We start from the raw sequence: 17847 nt of genomic DNA on the forward strand, positions 1-17847 counted from the left end.
GATGTTCAGCTTAGGAGTTTGTCCAGTATGCGCCTGTAGATGACACTGAGTTGCTCGATGTCCGTCACACTGACGCACTCGTCCACCTTGTGGATGGTGGCATTGACCGGACCCAGCTCCACCACCTGGCAGCCGTAGGGGGCGATGAAGCGCCCATCGGAGGTGCCGCCGGCAGTGGATAGCTCCGTTTGTTGTCCGGTGATCTCGCGGATACTGGCGACGGTGGCCTCCACCAGCGGTCCCTCGGCGGTCAGGAATGGCTGGCCACTGAGGCTCCACTGCATCTCATAGTTCAAACCGTGCTTGTCGAGAATGGCTTTGGTTCGAGCTTTTAGTTGCTCCGCCGTGACCTCGGTAGAGAAGCGGAAATTGAACAGCACCTTCACAGCGCCCGGAATGACATTGGTGGCGCCGGTGCCGCCCTGAATGTTGGAGATCTGGAAGCTGGTGGCCGGGAAAAAGTCATTGCCGTTATCCCAGCACTCTTCAGCCAGTTCAGCCAGTACCGGGGCAATACGGTGGATGGGGTTATCTGCCAGCTGGGGATAGGCCACGTGCCCCTGTATACCCTTGACCACCAGTTCGGCACCCAGTGAACCGCGGCGACCATTTTTGATGACATCGCCCACCTGTTTTGAGCTGGAAGGCTCGCCCACCAGACACCACTCTGGGATGGCATCGCGCTCCCGCAGCCACTCCACTACCTTGATCGTGCCGTCGACGGCAATGCCTTCCTCATCACTGGTGATCAGGAAAGCGATCTGGCCATGATGGTCCGGGTGTTCGGCGACGAACTGTTCCACCGCCGTGATCATGGCCGCCAGGGAGCCTTTCATGTCGGCGGCACCGCGACCGTAGAGAATGCCGTTGTCGATGTGCGGCTCAAAGGGAGGCCGCTGCCAGTCGCCCTCCGGCCCGGTGGGCACCACATCGGTATGACCGGCAAAGCACAGGGTCGGGCCGGTTTCCCCGCGCACTGCCCAGAAGTTTTCCACCTCGCCAAAGGGCAGCCTGACGATACAAAAGCCCAGGGCCTGTAGCCGCTCGATCATCAGTTCTTGGCAGCCATCATCCGCCGGGGTGACTGAGCGGCGCCTGATCAGTTCACAGGTCAGGTCCAGCGTGGGGGAAGCAGTGGTCATGGATAAACGCCCTCGAAGTGAGGTCGTAAGTTTAGCGAGCTGTCGGGGGATAGGCTACCGCTACGGGCGGTCGCCGGTGGATTAGGCGATGCGATACAGCGTATCGCCATCGGTGTGATCGAATTCCCGGCCATAGATATCCAGCATGGTGGACTCGGTGTATTCCATGACGTCACCTTTGACCGTAATACTGTGGCTGTAGTGGGTGGTTTTGGCATTGTTGGCCATGAAGGGGGACTGCAGGATGTTCCAGTGCGGGTCGTCCAGACTGGCGCTGACGTCAATCTGGGTGGCGCCTTCCGCTGTGGTGGTTGCCGTCCCGCCTGCCAGTACACAGACTGCGCGGGGAATGGTCAGCGACTGGATGACCTGTTGTGCGGCAGCGTCCCACATCCAGTAACCCACCTGGTCGTGGAATACCTCATGGTTGGATTTGCGGCGCACTTCCTGATGGTAGCGAACTACCCAGAGTTGCTGGGTTTCGGCATTCTTGAGGTCGCCGGCCGCCTCGCAAATCAGGGTTTCGTAATAGGGGTTCTGCTCGATACCATCGGATTCGGGGGCGACATCCATACCGCTGTCGCCTTTCCAGGTGCCGATGATGCTGGCCAGTGGGCCGTATTCAGCGTAGTTCATATGTTCTCCTGTCATCTGCCGGGTAGTGTCGATATTAGCGCCTGCGCAGCTTAACCAGAAATGGATAACTGCAATAGGGTCGATAGCCAGACGTCCAGCGGAAAAATCAGACCCAGATACAAAAAAGCCCAGCCATTGGCCGGGCTTTTTGGATGGCGGTACAGCGTCCTAGTTGGAGGCGTGCAGGGCTTCGTTGAGCTCAACGGCGGACTTGTTGGTCAGGCACTCCACCGCACCGGTAGTGGAGTTGCGACGGAACAGCAGGTCATCCTTGCCGGCCAGCTCCCGGGCTTTCGTCTGCCTGACCACCTGATTCCGGTCATCCAGCAGGGCCACCTTGGTGCCGGCGGTGATATACAGGCCGGCTTCCACCGTGCAGCGATCGCCGAGGGGAATGCCGAGTCCGGAGTTGGCACCCAGCAGGCACTGGTTGCCGATGGTGATGATGATGTTGCCGCCACCCGAGAGGGTGCCCATGGTAGAGCTGCCGCCGCCCAGGTCGGAACCTGACTTGACGAACACGCCTTGGGAGATGCGGCCTTCCACCATGCTGGTGCCCTCGGTGCCGGCATTAAAGTTGACGAAACCCTCGTGCATGATGGTGGTGCCCTCGCCGATGTAGGCGCCCAGGCGCACCCGGGCGGTGTCGGCGATGCGCACGCCTGCGGGCACCACGTAGTCCACCATCTTGGGGAATTTGTCGACGCTGTCCACTGACAGGGCCTTGTTGCTCAATCGTGCTTGTAGCTGTCGGGCGGGGAGTTCTTCCAGATCAATCGCGCCATCGCTGGTCCAGGCCACATTCTTCAGAACGCCAAACAGTCCCGTGAGGTTGATACTGTTGGGCTTCACCAGTCGATGCGAAAGCAGGTGCAGTTTCAGGTAGCCCTCGGGGACGGAGCCAGGAGAGTCGTCACCGGCCAGCAGTGTTAAGACAGCAGGGCGGGCACATTCTTGGAACTGAACGGCGATGGCTGCCTGTTCCGGCGCTCCTGCATGGGCAAGTGCTGCTGCAAGTTTATCCAGTTGCTCTGCGTTGAGGGCAACAGCCTGGTTGCCACCCTGATAGCCGAGAACTGATTGTACTGCCTTGAGTACAGCATCGCTGGGTGTCAGCAACGGCTTGGGGTAGAAAACCTCCAGCCAGTCGCCGTTTTTATTCTGGGTGCCGATGCCCAGGCCAAAGCTGTAGAGTGCGGTCATGTCTCGATGTATCTCCAAAAAAATTACAGATTAAAGCGTGATGCGTATAACGCCGGCTTGAAGCCGATCGTGATGTTGCCCTGCTGATCCAGCACCGGGCGCTTGATCATGGCGGGGTGTTCCAGCAACAGTGCCGCGACATTGTCGGCAGAGACTGCTTTCTGGGTCGCTGGGTCCAGCTTGCGCCAGGTGGTGCCGGCCTTGTTGAGCACTTTCCCCCAGCCGGCGGCGGCTATCCAGCGGTTGAGCAAATCCAGTTCCAGGCCGTCGCTGCGCACGTCGTGAAAACGGTAGATTACCTGATGCTCCTCCAGCCAGCGGCGGGCTTTTTTGACGGTGTCGCAGTTCTTGATGCCGTAAAGAATGACGTCATTCATGGGTTTGTCACGTGTTTGTCACGGATTGGCGGTATCAACCAGCCAATCTCATACTCATTTATAGACAGCGGCGAAGGATAGCAAACTTGAGCCATGCATTCACGGGAGACTGCCATGAAGACGATTGCGCTGATTCGCCACGCTAAATCCAGCTGGAAAGATGCGACCATGCCCGATCTGGATCGACCCCTCAACCGCCGCGGCCGCGTGGATGCGCCGGAGATGGGGCGGCGCTTGCAGGAACAGCCGGTTTCATTGAAACGCGTCTTCTCCAGTCCGGCGGTCAGGGCCACTGAAACGGCTGAGTGGCTGATGCCCAACCTGGGGTTGAGTGACGCCAGCCTGGAAGTGGTCCCGGCACTCTATACTTTCAATTATGAGGAGATATTGGCCTGGTTGCGCTCGCTGGACAGCGTGGCCGACAAGTTTGTGGTGATTTGTCACAACCCGGCCATGACCGATCTGGTGAATTTTCTGACGTTGTCGCAAATTGAGAAAATTCCCACCTCCGGGCTGGTGCTGTTGCGCGTGCGTATCGGCCAGTGGCATGACCTGGGCGCCGGCATGGCGGAACTGACCTATTTCGATTTCCCGAAAAGTGTGACCGGCAAGAAGATTTCCCTGGGAATTGATTGATCACCAATAGCGGTGGAGGAATGGAAACAGCCGTGGACACCTTCGCCTTCAATAGCTGGGATTTACAGGGCGAGTTCAACCGGATTATTCGCCAGCAATCATCGCTGGCACTGGATCAGTTGCAATCCGTGACGGCATCCCAGCTCGACGGTATCCACGAGGCGCGCAAGTGCTTCAAGCGCCTGCGCGCCTGCTATCGCTTGCTCAAACCCTCGGATAAGCTGACCTTTCGACAGGGCAACCAGTTTTTTCGCGATCTCTCAGGGCAGTTGTCTGGGCTGCGTGACCATCAGGTGATGGGGGCTACCCTGGCCAGGCTTTGCAAGGTGGATGCCGCTCTGGTTGTGGATCCTCTAACCGCGGAATTGGTCGGGCTGTTGTCCCGGCGGGAGCGTGAGGCAGCCGCCCAGGCCTCGCTGCAGGTGGTACCGGTGGCGGACCGGCTGAAACATTTTATTCGCCAGCAGGGCCAGGCGGGGCCGATCCCCTTTGATTTTCGGGCGCTGTCCCTCGGTATATCCACAACCTATGCTGCCGCCCGGCGCGGCTGGAAGCTGGCTCGCCGCAGCGGCGAGGATGAGGATTACCACTACTGGCGCAAACACGCCAAGTACCACTGCTATCAGATGCAGTTGGTCACATCGCTGTGTCCGCTGCCCAAAACAGCGATGGCCGACCTGGATAGCTTGTGTGATCTGTTGGGGGAACACCATGATCTGGCGGTGCTGGCCAGCCGCTGGGTAACGCCCCGGCAGGGCAACCGGTGGTTGCTGGAAAGCCTGTCGGCGCAACAGGCCCGGTGGTCTCGCCAGACTCTCAAATTGGCCAAGGGGCTGTTCCCGAGAAGTCCCGCTGCCTATGGCCATTGGTTTGCACGGCGCTGGCGGAAAGCGGTGGGGTGACCGCCGCTGAGCGGTTCAGGCTTTGCGGGTTTGCAGCGGGCGCTTGCGGTTGGGAAAGCAGGTTCGGCATATTTCACAGCTCAAGCCGTTGCAGCTGCGGGCCGGACAGAATTCGCGGCCGTAGTAGATGATCTGCAAGTGCAGGGCGTTCCAGCTCTGTTTGGGGAACAGTCGTTTCAGGTCCTTCTCTGTTTGCGTCACGCTGCTGCCGTTGCTCAGCCCCCAGCGCTGGGCCAGCCGGTGAATATGGGTGTCCACGGGAAAGGCGGGCTGACCAAAGGCTTGGGACATCACCACGCTGGCGGTCTTGTGGCCGACCCCGGGAAGGGTTTCCAGTGCCGCCATATCCTCCGGCACTTCGCCGCCGTACTGCTCCACCAGAATCTGCGAGAGCCTGACAATTGCCTTCGATTTTTGCGGCGCCAGGCCGCAGGGGCGAATGATGTCGTACACCTGTTCCACGGCAACCCGGCTCATGTCCCGGGGGTTGTCCGCCAGGGCAAACAAGGTTGGTGTGACCTGGTTGACCCGCTCATCGGTACACTGGGCCGACAGCAATACCGCCACCAGCAGGGTGTAGGCGTCCCGGTGGGCCAGTGGGATCGGCGGCTCCGGGTACAGTTCCTCGAGCCGTTGGCGAATATACTCAGCCCGTGCTTGCTTGAGCATGGTATCAGCGTGCCGCGGGGGCGGTTTTGATAAATTGACGGATGCGCAATGCCGCTTCCCGGCACTCTTCAGTCGGGGCCACCAGCGCCATGCGCACCCGGTTCTCGCCGGGATTGATGCCGTCGCAATCGCGCGCCAGGTAGCGACCGGGCAGCACGGTGATGTGCTGCCGGGCGAACAGTTCCCGGGCGAAGTCTTCGTCACTGCCCAGCTGTGCCGGACGGGTATCCGCCCAGAAATAAAAGCCCGCATCGGGCGTGCTCAGCGGCAGGATATCGCCGAGAATTTCCTGGAACACCTGGAACTTTTGCCGGTACAGTGCGCGGTTTTCCCGCACGTGCTGTTCATCGTTCCAGGCGGCAACACTGGCCAGTTGGGTGGGTACCGGCATGGCGCAGCCGTGGTAGGTGCGGTAGCGCAGAAAGGCTTTTAGCACCTGGGCATCCCCCGCCACGAAACCGGAGCGCAGTCCGGGCAGATTGGAGCGCTTGGAGAGGCTGTGAAACACCACACAGCGGCGGTAGTCGCTGCGGCCCATAGCGGCGCAGGCCTGCAGCAGTCCCGGCGGCGGGTTGGCTTCATCGGGATAGATTTCCGAGTAACACTCGTCGCTGGCAATGATGAAATCGTAGCGGTCTGCCAGGGCGATCAGTGCCTGCAACGTCGGCAGGTCGGCAACTGCTCCGGTCGGGTTGCCGGGGCTGCACAGATAGAGCAGCTGGCAGCGCTGCCAGGTGTCTTCCGACACCGCCGCAAAGTCGGGGGCAAAGCCCGTTGCCTCGGTACAGTTGAGAAACTGCAGCTCTGCGCCGGCCAGCAGCGCTGCGCCCTCGTAGATCTGGTAGAAGGGATTGGGGCTGAGTACCAGCGGTTTTTTGTCGCGCTCGACCACCGCCTGGGCAAAGGCAAACAGTGCCTCGCGGGTGCCATTGACCGGCAACACCTGGGTTTCAGGGTCCAGCTGTGCCAACTGGAAGCGGCGGCACAACCAGCTGGCGATGGTTTCCCGGAGTTCGGGAATCCCCTTGGTGAGGGGGTAGGCGGACAGTTTTTCCAGGGATTCCATCAGCACCTGCTTTACAAATGCCGGGGTAGGGTGCTTGGGTTCGCCAATGGACAGGGCGATGTGCTGCAGATGGGTCGGCGGCACAATGCCCGACTTCAGGGCATTGAGTTTTTCGAACGGGTAGGGATGCAGCTTGTCGAGATCGGTGTTCATGGCTGTCGCTATAGGGTTGTGTGGGTCAACGGCTCGCTGGCGCGGACGCTATTGCCAGAGTTTCATCTGCTGTAACGGTTCACCCTCGACGTCTTCCTTGTTGCGGGCATCCAGCTCCTTGCAGATGGTGTCGCTCAATTCCTCGCAGAAAGCGGCGTCGCTGAGAGGCTGGTAATCGGTGTTTACCAGGTAGAAAACGTCTTCCACCCGCTCGCCGAGGGTGGCAATTTTCGCACTCAACAGGCGCAGCTCGAAACGCATGAAAATGCGGCCCAGGTGAGCCAGCAGGCCGGGGCGATCCGGGGTGATCACTTCGAGAATGGTGGCGCTTTTCTCAATGTCGTTGCTGATGCTGGCAATGGTGCGCAGGGTGAACTGCTTGAGGTGGCGCGGTGTGCGGCGCTGTACCTCGAATATTGCCGGGTTGGGATTCTTCAGCGCTTCCGCCAGGGTGCGCTGAATTTTTGCCAGCATCTCGGTGTTGTGGCCAAAGGGCTGGTTGTTTTCATCCAACACATAGAAGGTGTCAAAGGTGTGTCCCTCTGTATCCCGGTGCAGCCGCGCATCCATAATGTTCAGTTGCAGGTGGTCGAGGGTGGCGGCAGTGGTGGGAAACACATTGTCGATACCCTTGGTGTGGATGAAGATCTGGGTAGCGATGGGGATTTCCACCCCGGCATTCTGGATCAAAATCACCGGATCAGAGCTGCCCTCCTGTTTGGCGATGGCCGCGGTGTACATGGCAATATCGTCCGACTTCTCCCGCAGAAAAAATTCATCATCCACATTACCCCAGATATCGAGTGCCCGGGGCTGGCTGATACCGTATTCAGCCAGGGTTTCGATGGCGGCCTGTTTGGTGCTTTCAACCCAGGCATCCCGGTCGAAGGGGTTTTCCAGACCGCGCAACAGGGCGCGTTTGGTTTCGGAATAAAGCTGGCGCATCAAGGACGCCTTCCAGGTATTCCACAGGGTCGGGTTGGTGGCGGTGATGTCGGCGACTGTCAGTACGAACAGGTAGTCGAGGTGCAGCTGATTGCCCATTAGCTTGGCGAATTTGTAGATCACGTCCGGATCCGAGATGTCCGCCCGCTGTGAGGTGTTGGACATGATCAGGTGGTGCCCCACCAGCCAGGATATCAGCCGGGTTTCCTCGGCGCTGAAACCGTGGCGGCGGCAAAATTCCTCCGCATCGTGAGCCCCGAGGGAAGAGTGGTCGCCACCGCGGCCCTTGGCGATATCGTGGTAGAGGCCCGCAACAAAGACCAGTTCCGGTTTGGGCAGGTTTTTATAAATGTGCGAGCACAGCGGGTAGCGTTCGGCCATCTCCGGGCGGTCCAGCACCCGCATGTTCTTGATCAGTTGCAGGGTGTGGGCGTCCACGGGATAGCGGTGGAACAGGTCGTGCTGGGTCTGGCCGATGATGCGGCCGAACTCGGGCAGGTAGCGACCGAGGATGCCGTAACGGGTCATGCGCTGCAGCTGGGTGCTCATCTTGTGGGGGCTGCGCAACAGCCGCAGGAACAGCGCCTTGTTCTGGGGTTCGTTGCGGAAATCGTCGTCGATCAACTTGCGGTGCTGGCGGATCTGCCGGATGGTGGCCGCGCGGATGCCCTCTATGTTTTCGTTCTCCCCCAGCAGGCAGAAAATTTCCAGCAGGGCGGAGGGGTATTTGGCGAAGACATACTCGCCGACGGTTTCGATGTGTTTGTCGCGCACCTGGAAGCGCTCATTCAGGGCATAGACGTTTTTAGCCTTGTCCTTGCGCAGAATGACTTCATCCAGGTATTGCAGCATCACATCATTGAGTTCCCGCATCGACAGCACCACCTGATAGTAGTGCTGCATGAATTTTTCCACGCCGAGGCGCTCTTCGCTGTCGTGGTAGCCAAACATGGCCGCCAGTTTGCGCTGGTAGTCAAACAGCAACCGCTCTTCAGGGCGTTCGGCGAGCAGGTGCAAGCCGTAGCGGACTTTCCACAGGAAGGCCTCGCCGCGCTTTAACTGCAGGAATTCCTCGGTATTCAGAAATTCCTTGCCCACCAGTTCATCGAGGGATTCAACGTTGAAGTGCCGCTTGGCCACCCAGTTGATCATCTGGATGTCGCGCAGTCCCCCGGGGGCTTCCTTGACGTTGGGCTCCAGGTTGTACTCGGTATTGCCGTGTTTCCGGTGCCGTTCAATCTGCTCGTCCAGTTTGGCGCGGAAAAAGGCCTTGTCCGGCCAGATCTTCCTGGGCCCCGTTTTCTTGATCATCGCCTGGCGCAGGCATTCGTCGCCGGCGATGGTGCGGGTCTCCATCAGGTTGGTGGCCACGGTGATATCGATTTTTGCCTCGGCCACACAATGGGACAGGGTGCGGACACTGTGGCCGATCTTCAGCTGGATATCCCAGAGGAACGTCAGGAACGCCTCAATATTTTTCTGGTGGCGACGGGGATTGCCCCAGCGAATCAATATCAGCAGGTCGATATCGGACTGCGGGTGAAGCTCTTCCCGGCCATACCCACCCACAGCCAGCAGGGAGATATTCTTGCTCCAGTCAAAGCGGTTCCAGGCCTGGCGCAGCATCATATCCATGAACTTGGCGCGATCGTGGATGATGTTGGCGGTTTGCTCCCCCTCGTGAAAACGGGCATTAAAGTGATGGTTGGCCGCGCCGATGGCATTTTTGAACACGTGGATGGGATTGCGCGTCGCCAGATCCTCACGGAAGCGGCGCCGGTCAAAGAACAGCAGGTATTTTGACTCGTCTTCCATTAAAACTGTTCTTCCCTGCGCGCGGTGAGGACTTCCACGCCATCCGCGGTGACCGCCAGGGTGTGCTCCCACTGGGCGGAAAGGCGGCCATCCTTGGTTTCTACTGTCCAGCCATCTTTTTTCAGCTTGGTCTGATAGCGGCCCGCATTCACCATGGGTTCAATGGTGAAGGTCATGCCTTCCCGCAGTACCAGGCCAGTGTCGGGTTTGCCAAAATGGAGTACTTGCGGGTCCTGGTGGAACTCGGTGCCGATGCCATGGCCGCAGTAGTCTCGCACCACACTGTAAAAATGACTTTCCGCGTGCTGCTGGATGATGTGGCCGATGTCGCCCAAACGGGCGCCCGGGCGCACCACGCTGATGCCCTTATAGAGGCACTCCTGGGCGACCTGGCACAGCCGCTGGGCGTGTTCCGGCACATTGCCGACATAAAACATCATGCTGGTGTCACCGTAGTAGCCATCCTTGATGACGGTGATATCGAGATTGACGATGTCGCCGTCGTTCAGTTTCTTCTTCTCCGAGGGAATGCCATGGCAGACCACCTGGTTGACGGAAGCGCAGATGGATTTCGGGAAACCGCGATAATTGAGTGGCGCGGGAATGCCCTGCTGCTGGTTGACCATGTATTCGTGGCAGATCCTGTCGAGTTCGCCGGTGGTCACACCGGGCACTACGTAGGGCTCGATCATTTCGAGTACTTCGGCCGCCAGCCTGCCGGCAATGCGCATTTTCTCAAGTTCGGCGGCGGTTTTGATGGAGACTGCCATAGCGTGGATCCCGGTTACACTGCTAAAAACGGGCCATTGTAACGGATTGTCCGGGGTAGTGGCATCCGTCGCATAAAGGTGATTTTTGCTTCAATAAAAGCCGCCGATATGGTATAAAGCGCACCGCTTCGCGGCACTCCGCCCCGTGGCAATTCGTATCTTTAACGACACACACGTACCGTCACGCTTGTCTGGGTGCCCTGAAAGGGGTTGATGGGTGGGGTATGTGGAGGTTTAACCCTTAAACAGGACATTAAAAATGGCAAGTGTAAGCATGCGTGACATGTTGCAGGCTGGTGTGCATTTTGGTCACCAGACCCGCTTCTGGAATCCCAAAATGGATCAATACATCTTTGGGGCCCGCAACAAAATTCATATCCTCAACCTGGAATACACCGTCCCCGCGTTCAATGACGCGCTGGAAGTGGTCCGTCAGGTTGCGGCCAATGGCAACAAGGTATTGATGGTTGGCACCAAGCGTGCCGCGCAGAAAGCCATCGTCGAACAGGCGCAGCGCGCCGGTATGCCTTTCGTCAGCCATCGCTGGCTGGGCGGTATGTTGACCAACTACAAAACCATCCGCGCCTCAATCCGCCGCTTCCGCGAGCTGGAAGCCCAGAGCCAGGATGACACCTTCGAAAAGCTGACCAAGAAAGAAGCGCTGATGAGAACCCGTCTGATGGAGAAGCTCGAGCGCTCTATCGGTGGTATCAAGGATATGGGCGGCCTGCCGGATATGCTGTTTGTGATCGACGTGGATCACGAGCGCATCGCTATTCAGGAAGCCAACAAGCTTGGCATTCCGGTCATCGGTGTGGTGGATACCAACAGCAATCCCGAAGGTGTCGACTACGTTATCCCCGGCAACGATGATGCAATTCGCGCCATCAAGCTGTACACCACGGCCATTGCTGACGCCATTCTTGAAGGCAAGTCGCAGTCTGGCAACACCCCGAACAAAGATGAATTTGTCGAGGTGGTGGAGGAAGGCGACAACAGCAACAGTGAAGCGGCCGCCGAGTAATTATCAGCAGCCACATCTCTGTGGGTGTCATTGAAATCAAAAGGGGGCGATGCCCCCTTTTTTCCAGCTAAACAGAACGATCGAGAGGAATTCACAGATGGCAGCAATTTCTGCATCTCTGGTAAAAGAACTGCGCGAGCGCACTGGCCTCGGCATGATGGAATGTAAGAAGGCCCTGGTTGAGGCTGATGGCGATATCGAAAAAGCGATTGATGATCTGCGCAAGTCCAGTGGTATGAAGGCCGCCAAAAAAGCCGGTCGCACCGCTGCTGAAGGCGTGGTCGCCGTCAAAGTGGCCGCTGACAACAGCTACGGCGTGTTGGTGGAAGTGAATAGCGAAACCGACTTCGTCGCGCGGGATGATAACTTCATGGCGTTTGTAAATGCCGTGGTGGAAAAAGCGTTTGCCGACAAGCAAGCGGATGCCGCGGTGCTGGCAGCAGACGTGGAAGAAGCGCGCCAGGCGCTGGTGCAGAAGATTGGTGAGAATATTTCCGTGCGCCGCGTGGTGCTGCTGGAAGCCCCGCTGGTTGGCAGCTACGTGCACAGCAACAACCGTATTGGGGTGCTTGCTGCGTTGACCGCTGGCGATGCCGAATTGGCCAAAGATGTCGCCATGCATGTGGCGGCGGTCAATCCCCAGGTGGTCAAGCCGGAAGATATGCCGGAAGAGCTGCTGATCAAGGAGCGCGAAATCTTCTCGGTGCAAGCCCGCGAAAGTGGCAAGCCGGAAGAGATCATCGCCAAGATGATCGAAGGCCGTATCAGCAAGTTCCTGGCAGAATCCAGCCTGGTGGCACAGCCCTTTGTCAAAGACCCGGACGTCAAGGTGGGCAAACTGGTCAAGGATGCCGGTGCCGACGTGCTGTCATTCACCCGCTTTGAGGTGGGAGAGGGTATCGAGAAAGAGGAAGTGGATTTTGCCGCTGAGGTGGCGGCCCAGGTCGGCGCGGCCAAATGACCTGAAGACGGGGGCTGCGGCCCCCGTTATTATATACGCCGAATTTTTTCCCATTCCGGAGTACCGATTACATGCCCAGTATCAAAGATAAAAAGTACAAACGGATTCTGCTCAAGCTGAGTGGCGAAGAGTTGATGGGTGAAGAGGGTTTTGGCATTGATCCCAAAGTGCTCGATCGCATGGCGCTGGAGATTGGCCAACTGGTCGGCATCGGAGTGCAAGTGGGGCTGGTGATCGGCGGTGGCAATTTGTTTCGCGGTGCGGCATTGCACGCCGCCGGCATGGAGCGGGTTACCGGTGACCACATGGGTATGTTGGCCACCATGATGAATGGCCTGGCCATGCGCGATGCCCTGGATCGCAATAATATTTCCGCCCGGGTGATGTCAGCCATCCCCATGAGTGGGGTGGTGGAGCACTATGATCGCCGCACCGCGGTTCGCTACCTGGCTGGCGGCGACGTGGTGATTTTCTCCGCCGGAACCGGCAATCCCTTTTTCACCACCGACTCTGCCGCCTGCCTGCGCGGCATAGAAGTCGGTGCCGAAATCGTTCTGAAGGCGACCAAGGTGGACGGTGTATACTCCGCCGACCCGATGAAAGATCCCAGCGCGACCATGTATACCCGGTTGACCTACGACGACGCGCTGCAGCAAAAACTGGGTGTCATGGACCTGACTGCCATCTGCCTGTGTCGAGAGCACGACATGCCATTGCGGGTATTTCGCATGTCGAAACCCGGCGCGTTGCTGCATATCGTGGTCGGCGGTGACGAGGGCACCCTGATCGAGGAGAGTTTTGATGATTGAAGATCTTAAAAAAGATGCAGAACAGCGTATGGCCAAGAGCATTGAAGCCCTTGGACATGCCTTTAACAAAATCCGCACCGGCCGGGCGCACCCCAGCCTGCTGGATGGCCTGATGGTGAGCTACTACGGTTCGGATATGCCCCTCAATCAGGTGGGCAACGTCAACGTGCTGGATGCCCGCACCCTGTCCATTTCCGTGTGGGAGAAAAGCATGGTGCCCGAGGTTGAGAAGGCCATCATGAAATCCGACCTGGGGCTAAACCCGGTCACCACCGGTGAGCTGATACGCGTGCCGATGCCCGCCCTGACGGAGGAGACCCGTAAAGGTTTCATCAAGCAGGCCAAGGCCGAAGCGGAAAACGCCCGCATCGCCATCCGCAACATTCGCCGGGATGTGCTGTCCGACATCAAGGAACTGCTCAAGGAAAAGGACATCAGTGAGGACGATGAACGCCGCGCCGGGGAAAGCATACAAAAAATTACCGACAAATATATCCAGCAGGTCGACAAGGCGCTGTCCGTTAAAGAAGTGGATTTGATGGAAATCTGATCCCGTTTGACGAAAAGCCGCGCCACCATGAGCCAATCACCTGACCAGTCAGTACCCTGCCATCCACTGCGCCATGTGGCGATCATTATGGATGGCAACAACCGCTGGGCCACCGAGCGTGGCCTGCCGGGTACAGCCGGCCACGAAGTTGGTGTCGAGCGAGTCAGGGATGTGCTCGATGCCTGTCAGCGACACGACATTGACGTCGTCACCCTGTTTGCTTTCAGTAGTGAAAATTGGAAACGGCCTGAGCTCGAAGTGAGAGCGCTGATGTCGCTGCTCGGCTCCTACCTGCGCAAGGAAGTCCCGCAATTGGTGGAGCGGGGGATCAGCCTGAGGTTTATCGGTCGCCGGGATAATTTCACTGACAAATTAAAGTCACTGATCGCCGACAGCGAGGCGTCGACAGCCGGTGGGGAGCGGACCCTGGTGCTGGCCGTGGATTATGGCGGGCGCTGGGAAATTACCGAGGCGGCCCGCAACATTGCCCGCCAGGTGCAGACCGGTCGACTGCGTCCAGAGGATATTACGGAGCAGTTGATGCAGCAACAAATGTGCCTCAAGGACCTGCCGCCCCCCGATCTGTGCATACGCACCGCGGGTGAACAGCGCATCAGCAATTTCCTGCTCTGGCATATGGCGTACACTGAGTTTTATTTTGCCGACTGCTATTGGCCCGATTTCGATGGCCCCGCCTTCGATGCCGCCATTGCTAACTACTACCAGCGCCAGCGCCGCTTTGGCAAGCGGGACGACCAGCACGAGGAGCGCAGCCGACGTGCTTAAGGAACGAATTATGACGGCATTGCTGATGGCAGTGCTGTTTCTGGCGACGCTGTTTCTGCTCAGTCCGTTCGGATTTTCCCTGGCGATCGGACTGGTGGTGGTTTACGCCGCCTGGGAGTGGTCCGATCTCGCCGGGTTGTCCCGCCAGTCGCTTCGCCTGGCCTATGTCGCCGCCGTGGCGGGATGCCTGTTGGCCGCCGCCGTCCGCCTGGGGCTCGCGCCGGGGAGCACGCCCCTGATAGATAAAGGGCATGACCTGTTGGTTCTCACCACTCCCTGGTGGGCACTGGCACTGCTCTGGGTACAGGGTTATCCCTCCAGCGCCATTCTGTGGGGCAGTCGCGCGGTGCGTGCACTGATGGGCCTGTTGGTGCTGCTGCCCACCTGGGTGGCTGCGGTGTTGCTGATTCATGGCGGCAATGGTCCTTGGATAATTCTGCTGGTGGTGGCGATTGTTGCCCTGGCAGATATCGGTGCCTATTTCAGCGGGCGCCGTTTTGGCCGCCACAGCCTGGCCTCCAGCGTCAGTCCTAAGAAGACCCTGGAAGGTCTGTTCGGGGGCGTGCTGGCCAATGTGTTATTGGTGGCTGTCCTGGGCCTCTGGTTGCAACTACCGGCCCGGGAATGGGCGCTGTTTGGCGGGGTGGTGATGGTGACGGTGTTGGTGTCGGTGCTCGGCGATTTGCTTGAAAGTATGGTGAAGCGACACCGGGGCCTCAAGGACAGTGGCAGTATTTTGCCCGGTCACGGGGGGGTGCTGGATCGCATGGACAGCCTGACTGCCGCATTGCCGGTGTTTGCGCTCATTTATATTGTCAGTGGGGTACAGCTTTAATCCATGCAGTACCTGACAGTTTTAGGGGCCACCGGCTCCATCGGTGAAAATACGCTGGATGTGGTGGCGCGGCATCCGGATCGCTTCCGGGTGTTCGCCCTCAGTGGTCACAGCCAACTGGATAAGCTGGCCCGCCAGTGTGGTCAGTTCAAGCCGAACTACGCGGTGGTGGCTGACCGGGAATCTGCTGCGCTACTCAGCGGGAAATTGCGCTCCCTGAGCCTCGCTACCGAAGTGGTTTTTGGCCAGCAGGCCCTGTGCGACCTGGCGGCTGCGCCAGAGGTCGACATGGTCATGGCGGCCATTGTCGGTGCGGTGGGTTTGCGGCCGACCCTCGCCGCCGCGCAGGCGGGAAAAAAGGTGCTGTTGGCAAACAAGGAATCCCTGGTGATGGCCGGCGGCCTGTTTATGGATGCCGTGCGCTCTGCGCAAGCCACACTGCTGCCCATCGACAGTGAGCACAATGCCATTTTCCAATGTTTGCCGACCACCTACGGCCCGGGGCAGCGGGGCGGGGTGCGCAGGGTATTGTTGACAGCCTCCGGCGGCCCATTTCTCAGTGTGCCGCTGGACAGTCTTGCCGCCATGACCCCCGATCAGGCCTGTGCTCATCCCAACTGGCAAATGGGTCGAAAAATTTCGGTGGACTCCGCCACCATGATGAACAAGGGGCTGGAGCTGATCGAAGCCTGCTGGCTGTTCGATTTGCGCCCCGAAGAAATAGAAGTGGTGATTCATCCCCAGAGCGTTATCCACTCCATGGTGGAGTATGTGGACGGTTCAATCCTCGCCCAGCTCGGCAACCCCGATATGCGCACACCCATCGCCCATGCCATGGCCTGGCCTGAGCGCGTGGTATCCGGGGTCGCCAGTCTCGATATTATCCGGACAGCGCGGCTGGATTTTGCCGCACCGGATCTGCAACGTTTTCCCTGTTTGCAACTGGCGATGGAAGCCGCGCGCCGCGGTGGCAGTGCCCCGGCACTGCTGAATGCGGCCAACGAAGTGGCCGTTGCGGCTTTCCTCGGAGGTCGATTGCCTTTCACCGGTATTGCCGAGGTGGTCTCAGCGGTACTCGATCGGGTGGAAATCACTGAACCGGACTCGCTCGAGGCTGTCCAATCGTGCGATCAAATGGCGCGTCGAAGCGCTGAAGAGGTTATTGTGCAGCTGACCGGGAAGGGTTAATGGCGTTACTACAGACAGTATTTTTCACCCTGGTGGCACTGGGTGTGCTGGTGACTTTTCACGAATTTGGTCACTTCTGGGTTGCGCGCCGCTGTGGCATCAAAGTGCTGCGATTTTCCGTGGGGTTTGGCACACCGCTATTCCGCTGGCGCGACCGTTTGGGCACCGAGTTCGTTTTGGCTGCCCTGCCCCTTGGCGGCTATGTGCGCATGGTCGATGAGCGCGAGGGCAATGTGCCAGAGGCCGATTTGCCCTACGCCTTCACCCGCAAGCCTGTGTGGCAGCGGATGGCCGTGGTGGCAGCGGGCCCGCTGGCCAATTTTATCCTCGCCGTACTGCTGTACTGGGTTGTCTATGCCTTGGGGGTTACCGGCATAGCCCCGGTAATCGGCTCGCTCAAACCCAATTCGGTGGCGGAACGGGCGGGACTTGAAGCCGGACAGGAAATCGTCGCGGTGGACGGTGAACCGACTCCCACCTGGCAGGCGCTCAATGAGCGATTGGTCAGGCGTATAGGGGAGAGCGGCCCCATCAGCTTCAGGGTCAAATTGCCTGAGGACAGTCTGCAGTACGAATATCAGGGGGAATTGCGTGACTGGCTGAATGACGCGGAACAGCCCGATCCCATTGCCGGCCTGGGCATTGTCCTCTATTCACCACAAATCCTGCCCGTCGCCGCAGAGATCGTTCCGGGCGATCCGGCTGACCGCGCCGGGTTGTTGTCCGGCGACCAGATTCTGAGCGCCGATGGTGAACCCATGCCCGATTGGTCGACCTGGGTGAATTATGTGCGTGCCAGACCCGGGCAGAAGATCGGCTTGCTGGTCAAGCGGGGTGAGGATCGTATTGAAACCACCGTGGTGCCGAAGGCTTCCGTCGCCGAGGACGGGGCCAAAATTGGCCAGGTCGGGATGAGCGTGCGCGTTCCCGAATGGCCCAAAGAAATGATTCGCCAATCTGACTACAACCTGTTCGAAGCCCTGGGGCAGGGGCTTTCCCAGACCTGGAACACCTCGGTATTAATCCTCGATTCTGTCAAGAAGATGTTGGTGGGGCTGATTTCCGCAAAACACTTGAGTGGACCCATCACCATTGCTAAAGTGGCGGGCGCTTCTGCTCAATATGGACTGACGGCCTATCTGGGATTTCTGGCTTTCTTGAGCGTCAGCCTGGGCGTTTTGAATTTGCTGCCCATCCCGGTTCTGGATGGCGGCCACCTGATGTATTACATCATCGAGGCAGTGAAAGGCAGGCCTGTATCCGAAAAAATCCAGATGATGGGTTTTCGGATCGGGATGTTTTTGGTAATTGGGTTGATGTTGCTCGCTCTATACAATGACCTGATGCGACTGTAACTGCCACAACGAACAAGAATCGAGA

Annotated in this window: 18 protein-coding genes; 10 read left to right on the forward strand and 8 right to left on the reverse strand. The window is 58.8% G+C overall.

Annotated features, from left to right (window positions below):
- Positions 1-5: 5 nt before the first annotated feature.
- The 4 genes from dapE to ABY948_RS00140 all read right to left on the reverse strand — a co-directional run bounded on the left by dapE (position 6) and on the right by ABY948_RS00140 (position 3358).
- Positions 6-1142: a succinyl-diaminopimelate desuccinylase gene (dapE, locus tag ABY948_RS00125; RefSeq protein WP_461480462.1), complete on the reverse strand. Its 1137-nt coding sequence runs from the start codon at positions 1140-1142 to the stop codon at positions 6-8.
- A gap of 81 nt (positions 1143-1223) precedes the next feature.
- Positions 1224-1778 carry a heme-binding beta-barrel domain-containing protein gene (locus tag ABY948_RS00130; RefSeq protein ID WP_461480463.1) on the reverse strand — a complete coding sequence of 185 codons (555 nt, stop codon included), beginning with the start codon at positions 1776-1778 and terminating at the stop codon, positions 1224-1226.
- Positions 1779-1946: 168 nt separating this feature from the next.
- Positions 1947-2981: a 2,3,4,5-tetrahydropyridine-2,6-dicarboxylate N-succinyltransferase gene (gene dapD / locus ABY948_RS00135; RefSeq protein ID WP_461480464.1), complete on the reverse strand. Its 1035-nt coding sequence runs from the start codon at positions 2979-2981 to the stop codon at positions 1947-1949.
- A gap of 23 nt (positions 2982-3004) precedes the next feature.
- On the reverse strand, positions 3005-3358 hold the full coding sequence (locus ABY948_RS00140; RefSeq protein WP_461480465.1) for an ArsC family reductase: 354 nt from the start codon (positions 3356-3358) through the stop codon (positions 3005-3007).
- 114 nt (positions 3359-3472) lie between these two features.
- Here ABY948_RS00140 and ABY948_RS00145 point away from each other — a divergent pair, with 114 nt between their 5' ends.
- Positions 3473-3994, forward strand: coding sequence for a SixA phosphatase family protein (locus tag ABY948_RS00145; RefSeq protein WP_461480466.1), 522 nt, complete (start codon positions 3473-3475; stop codon positions 3992-3994).
- A gap of 20 nt (positions 3995-4014) precedes the next feature.
- Positions 4015-4896 (forward strand): CHAD domain-containing protein, encoded by an 882-nt coding sequence (locus ABY948_RS00150; RefSeq protein WP_461480467.1) that lies wholly within the window; start codon positions 4015-4017, stop codon positions 4894-4896.
- Between the two features lie 15 nt (positions 4897-4911).
- Here ABY948_RS00150 and nth read toward each other — a convergent pair whose 3' ends face one another.
- From nth to map, 4 genes are read right to left on the reverse strand one after another with little or no spacing between them, the layout of a single operon-like run.
- Positions 4912-5565 carry an endonuclease III gene (gene nth, locus ABY948_RS00155; RefSeq protein WP_461480468.1) on the reverse strand — a complete coding sequence of 218 codons (654 nt, stop codon included), beginning with the start codon at positions 5563-5565 and terminating at the stop codon, positions 4912-4914.
- Between the two features lie 4 nt (positions 5566-5569).
- Entirely contained in the window at positions 5570-6784 is a 1215-nt protein-coding gene (gene dapC, locus ABY948_RS00160) for a succinyldiaminopimelate transaminase (protein ID WP_461480469.1), read from the reverse strand.
- Between the two features lie 48 nt (positions 6785-6832).
- On the reverse strand, positions 6833-9544 hold the full coding sequence (locus ABY948_RS00165) for a [protein-PII] uridylyltransferase (protein ID WP_461480470.1): 2712 nt from the start codon (positions 9542-9544) through the stop codon (positions 6833-6835).
- A complete protein-coding gene (map, locus tag ABY948_RS00170) occupies positions 9544-10314 on the reverse strand; it encodes a type I methionyl aminopeptidase (protein WP_461480471.1) in 771 nt (256 codons plus the stop codon). The genes ABY948_RS00165 and map overlap by 1 nt, the downstream gene beginning before the upstream one ends.
- 259 nt (positions 10315-10573) lie before the next feature.
- On the opposite strand from map, the gene rpsB reads away from it, so the two are divergent.
- The 8 genes from rpsB to rseP all read left to right on the forward strand — a co-directional run bounded on the left by rpsB (position 10574) and on the right by rseP (position 17822).
- Positions 10574-11338: a 30S ribosomal protein S2 gene (rpsB, locus tag ABY948_RS00175; protein ID WP_461480472.1), complete on the forward strand. Its 765-nt coding sequence runs from the start codon at positions 10574-10576 to the stop codon at positions 11336-11338.
- Positions 11339-11435: 97 nt separating this feature from the next.
- Positions 11436-12299 (forward strand): translation elongation factor Ts, encoded by an 864-nt coding sequence (tsf, locus tag ABY948_RS00180; RefSeq protein ID WP_461480473.1) that lies wholly within the window; start codon positions 11436-11438, stop codon positions 12297-12299.
- A 71-nt stretch (positions 12300-12370) separates the two neighbouring features.
- The gene (gene pyrH, locus ABY948_RS00185) at positions 12371-13108 is read left to right on the forward strand and encodes a UMP kinase (RefSeq protein WP_461480474.1); all 738 of its coding nucleotides are present in this window, start codon (positions 12371-12373) and stop codon (positions 13106-13108) included.
- Positions 13101-13658 (forward strand): ribosome recycling factor, encoded by a 558-nt coding sequence (frr, locus tag ABY948_RS00190; RefSeq protein ID WP_461480475.1) that lies wholly within the window; start codon positions 13101-13103, stop codon positions 13656-13658. Before pyrH ends, frr begins: the two co-directional genes overlap by 8 nt.
- A 27-nt stretch (positions 13659-13685) precedes the next feature.
- Positions 13686-14444, forward strand: a complete 759-nt coding sequence (gene uppS, locus ABY948_RS00195) for a polyprenyl diphosphate synthase (protein WP_461480476.1) — start codon at positions 13686-13688, stop codon at positions 14442-14444.
- A 10-nt stretch (positions 14445-14454) separates the two neighbouring features.
- On the forward strand, positions 14455-15279 hold the full coding sequence (locus tag ABY948_RS00200) for a phosphatidate cytidylyltransferase (RefSeq protein ID WP_461480477.1): 825 nt from the start codon (positions 14455-14457) through the stop codon (positions 15277-15279).
- 3 nt (positions 15280-15282) lie between these two features.
- A complete protein-coding gene (gene ispC / locus ABY948_RS00205) occupies positions 15283-16467 on the forward strand; it encodes a 1-deoxy-D-xylulose-5-phosphate reductoisomerase (protein WP_461480478.1) in 1185 nt (394 codons plus the stop codon).
- Positions 16467-17822, forward strand: a complete 1356-nt coding sequence (gene rseP / locus ABY948_RS00210; RefSeq protein ID WP_461480479.1) for an RIP metalloprotease RseP — start codon at positions 16467-16469, stop codon at positions 17820-17822. The genes ispC and rseP overlap by 1 nt, the downstream gene beginning before the upstream one ends.
- The last annotated feature ends 25 nt before the right edge of the window (positions 17823-17847 follow it).

Source organism: Porticoccus sp., assembly GCF_041592135.1.
Classification (GTDB): domain Bacteria; phylum Pseudomonadota; class Gammaproteobacteria; order Pseudomonadales; family Porticoccaceae; genus Porticoccus.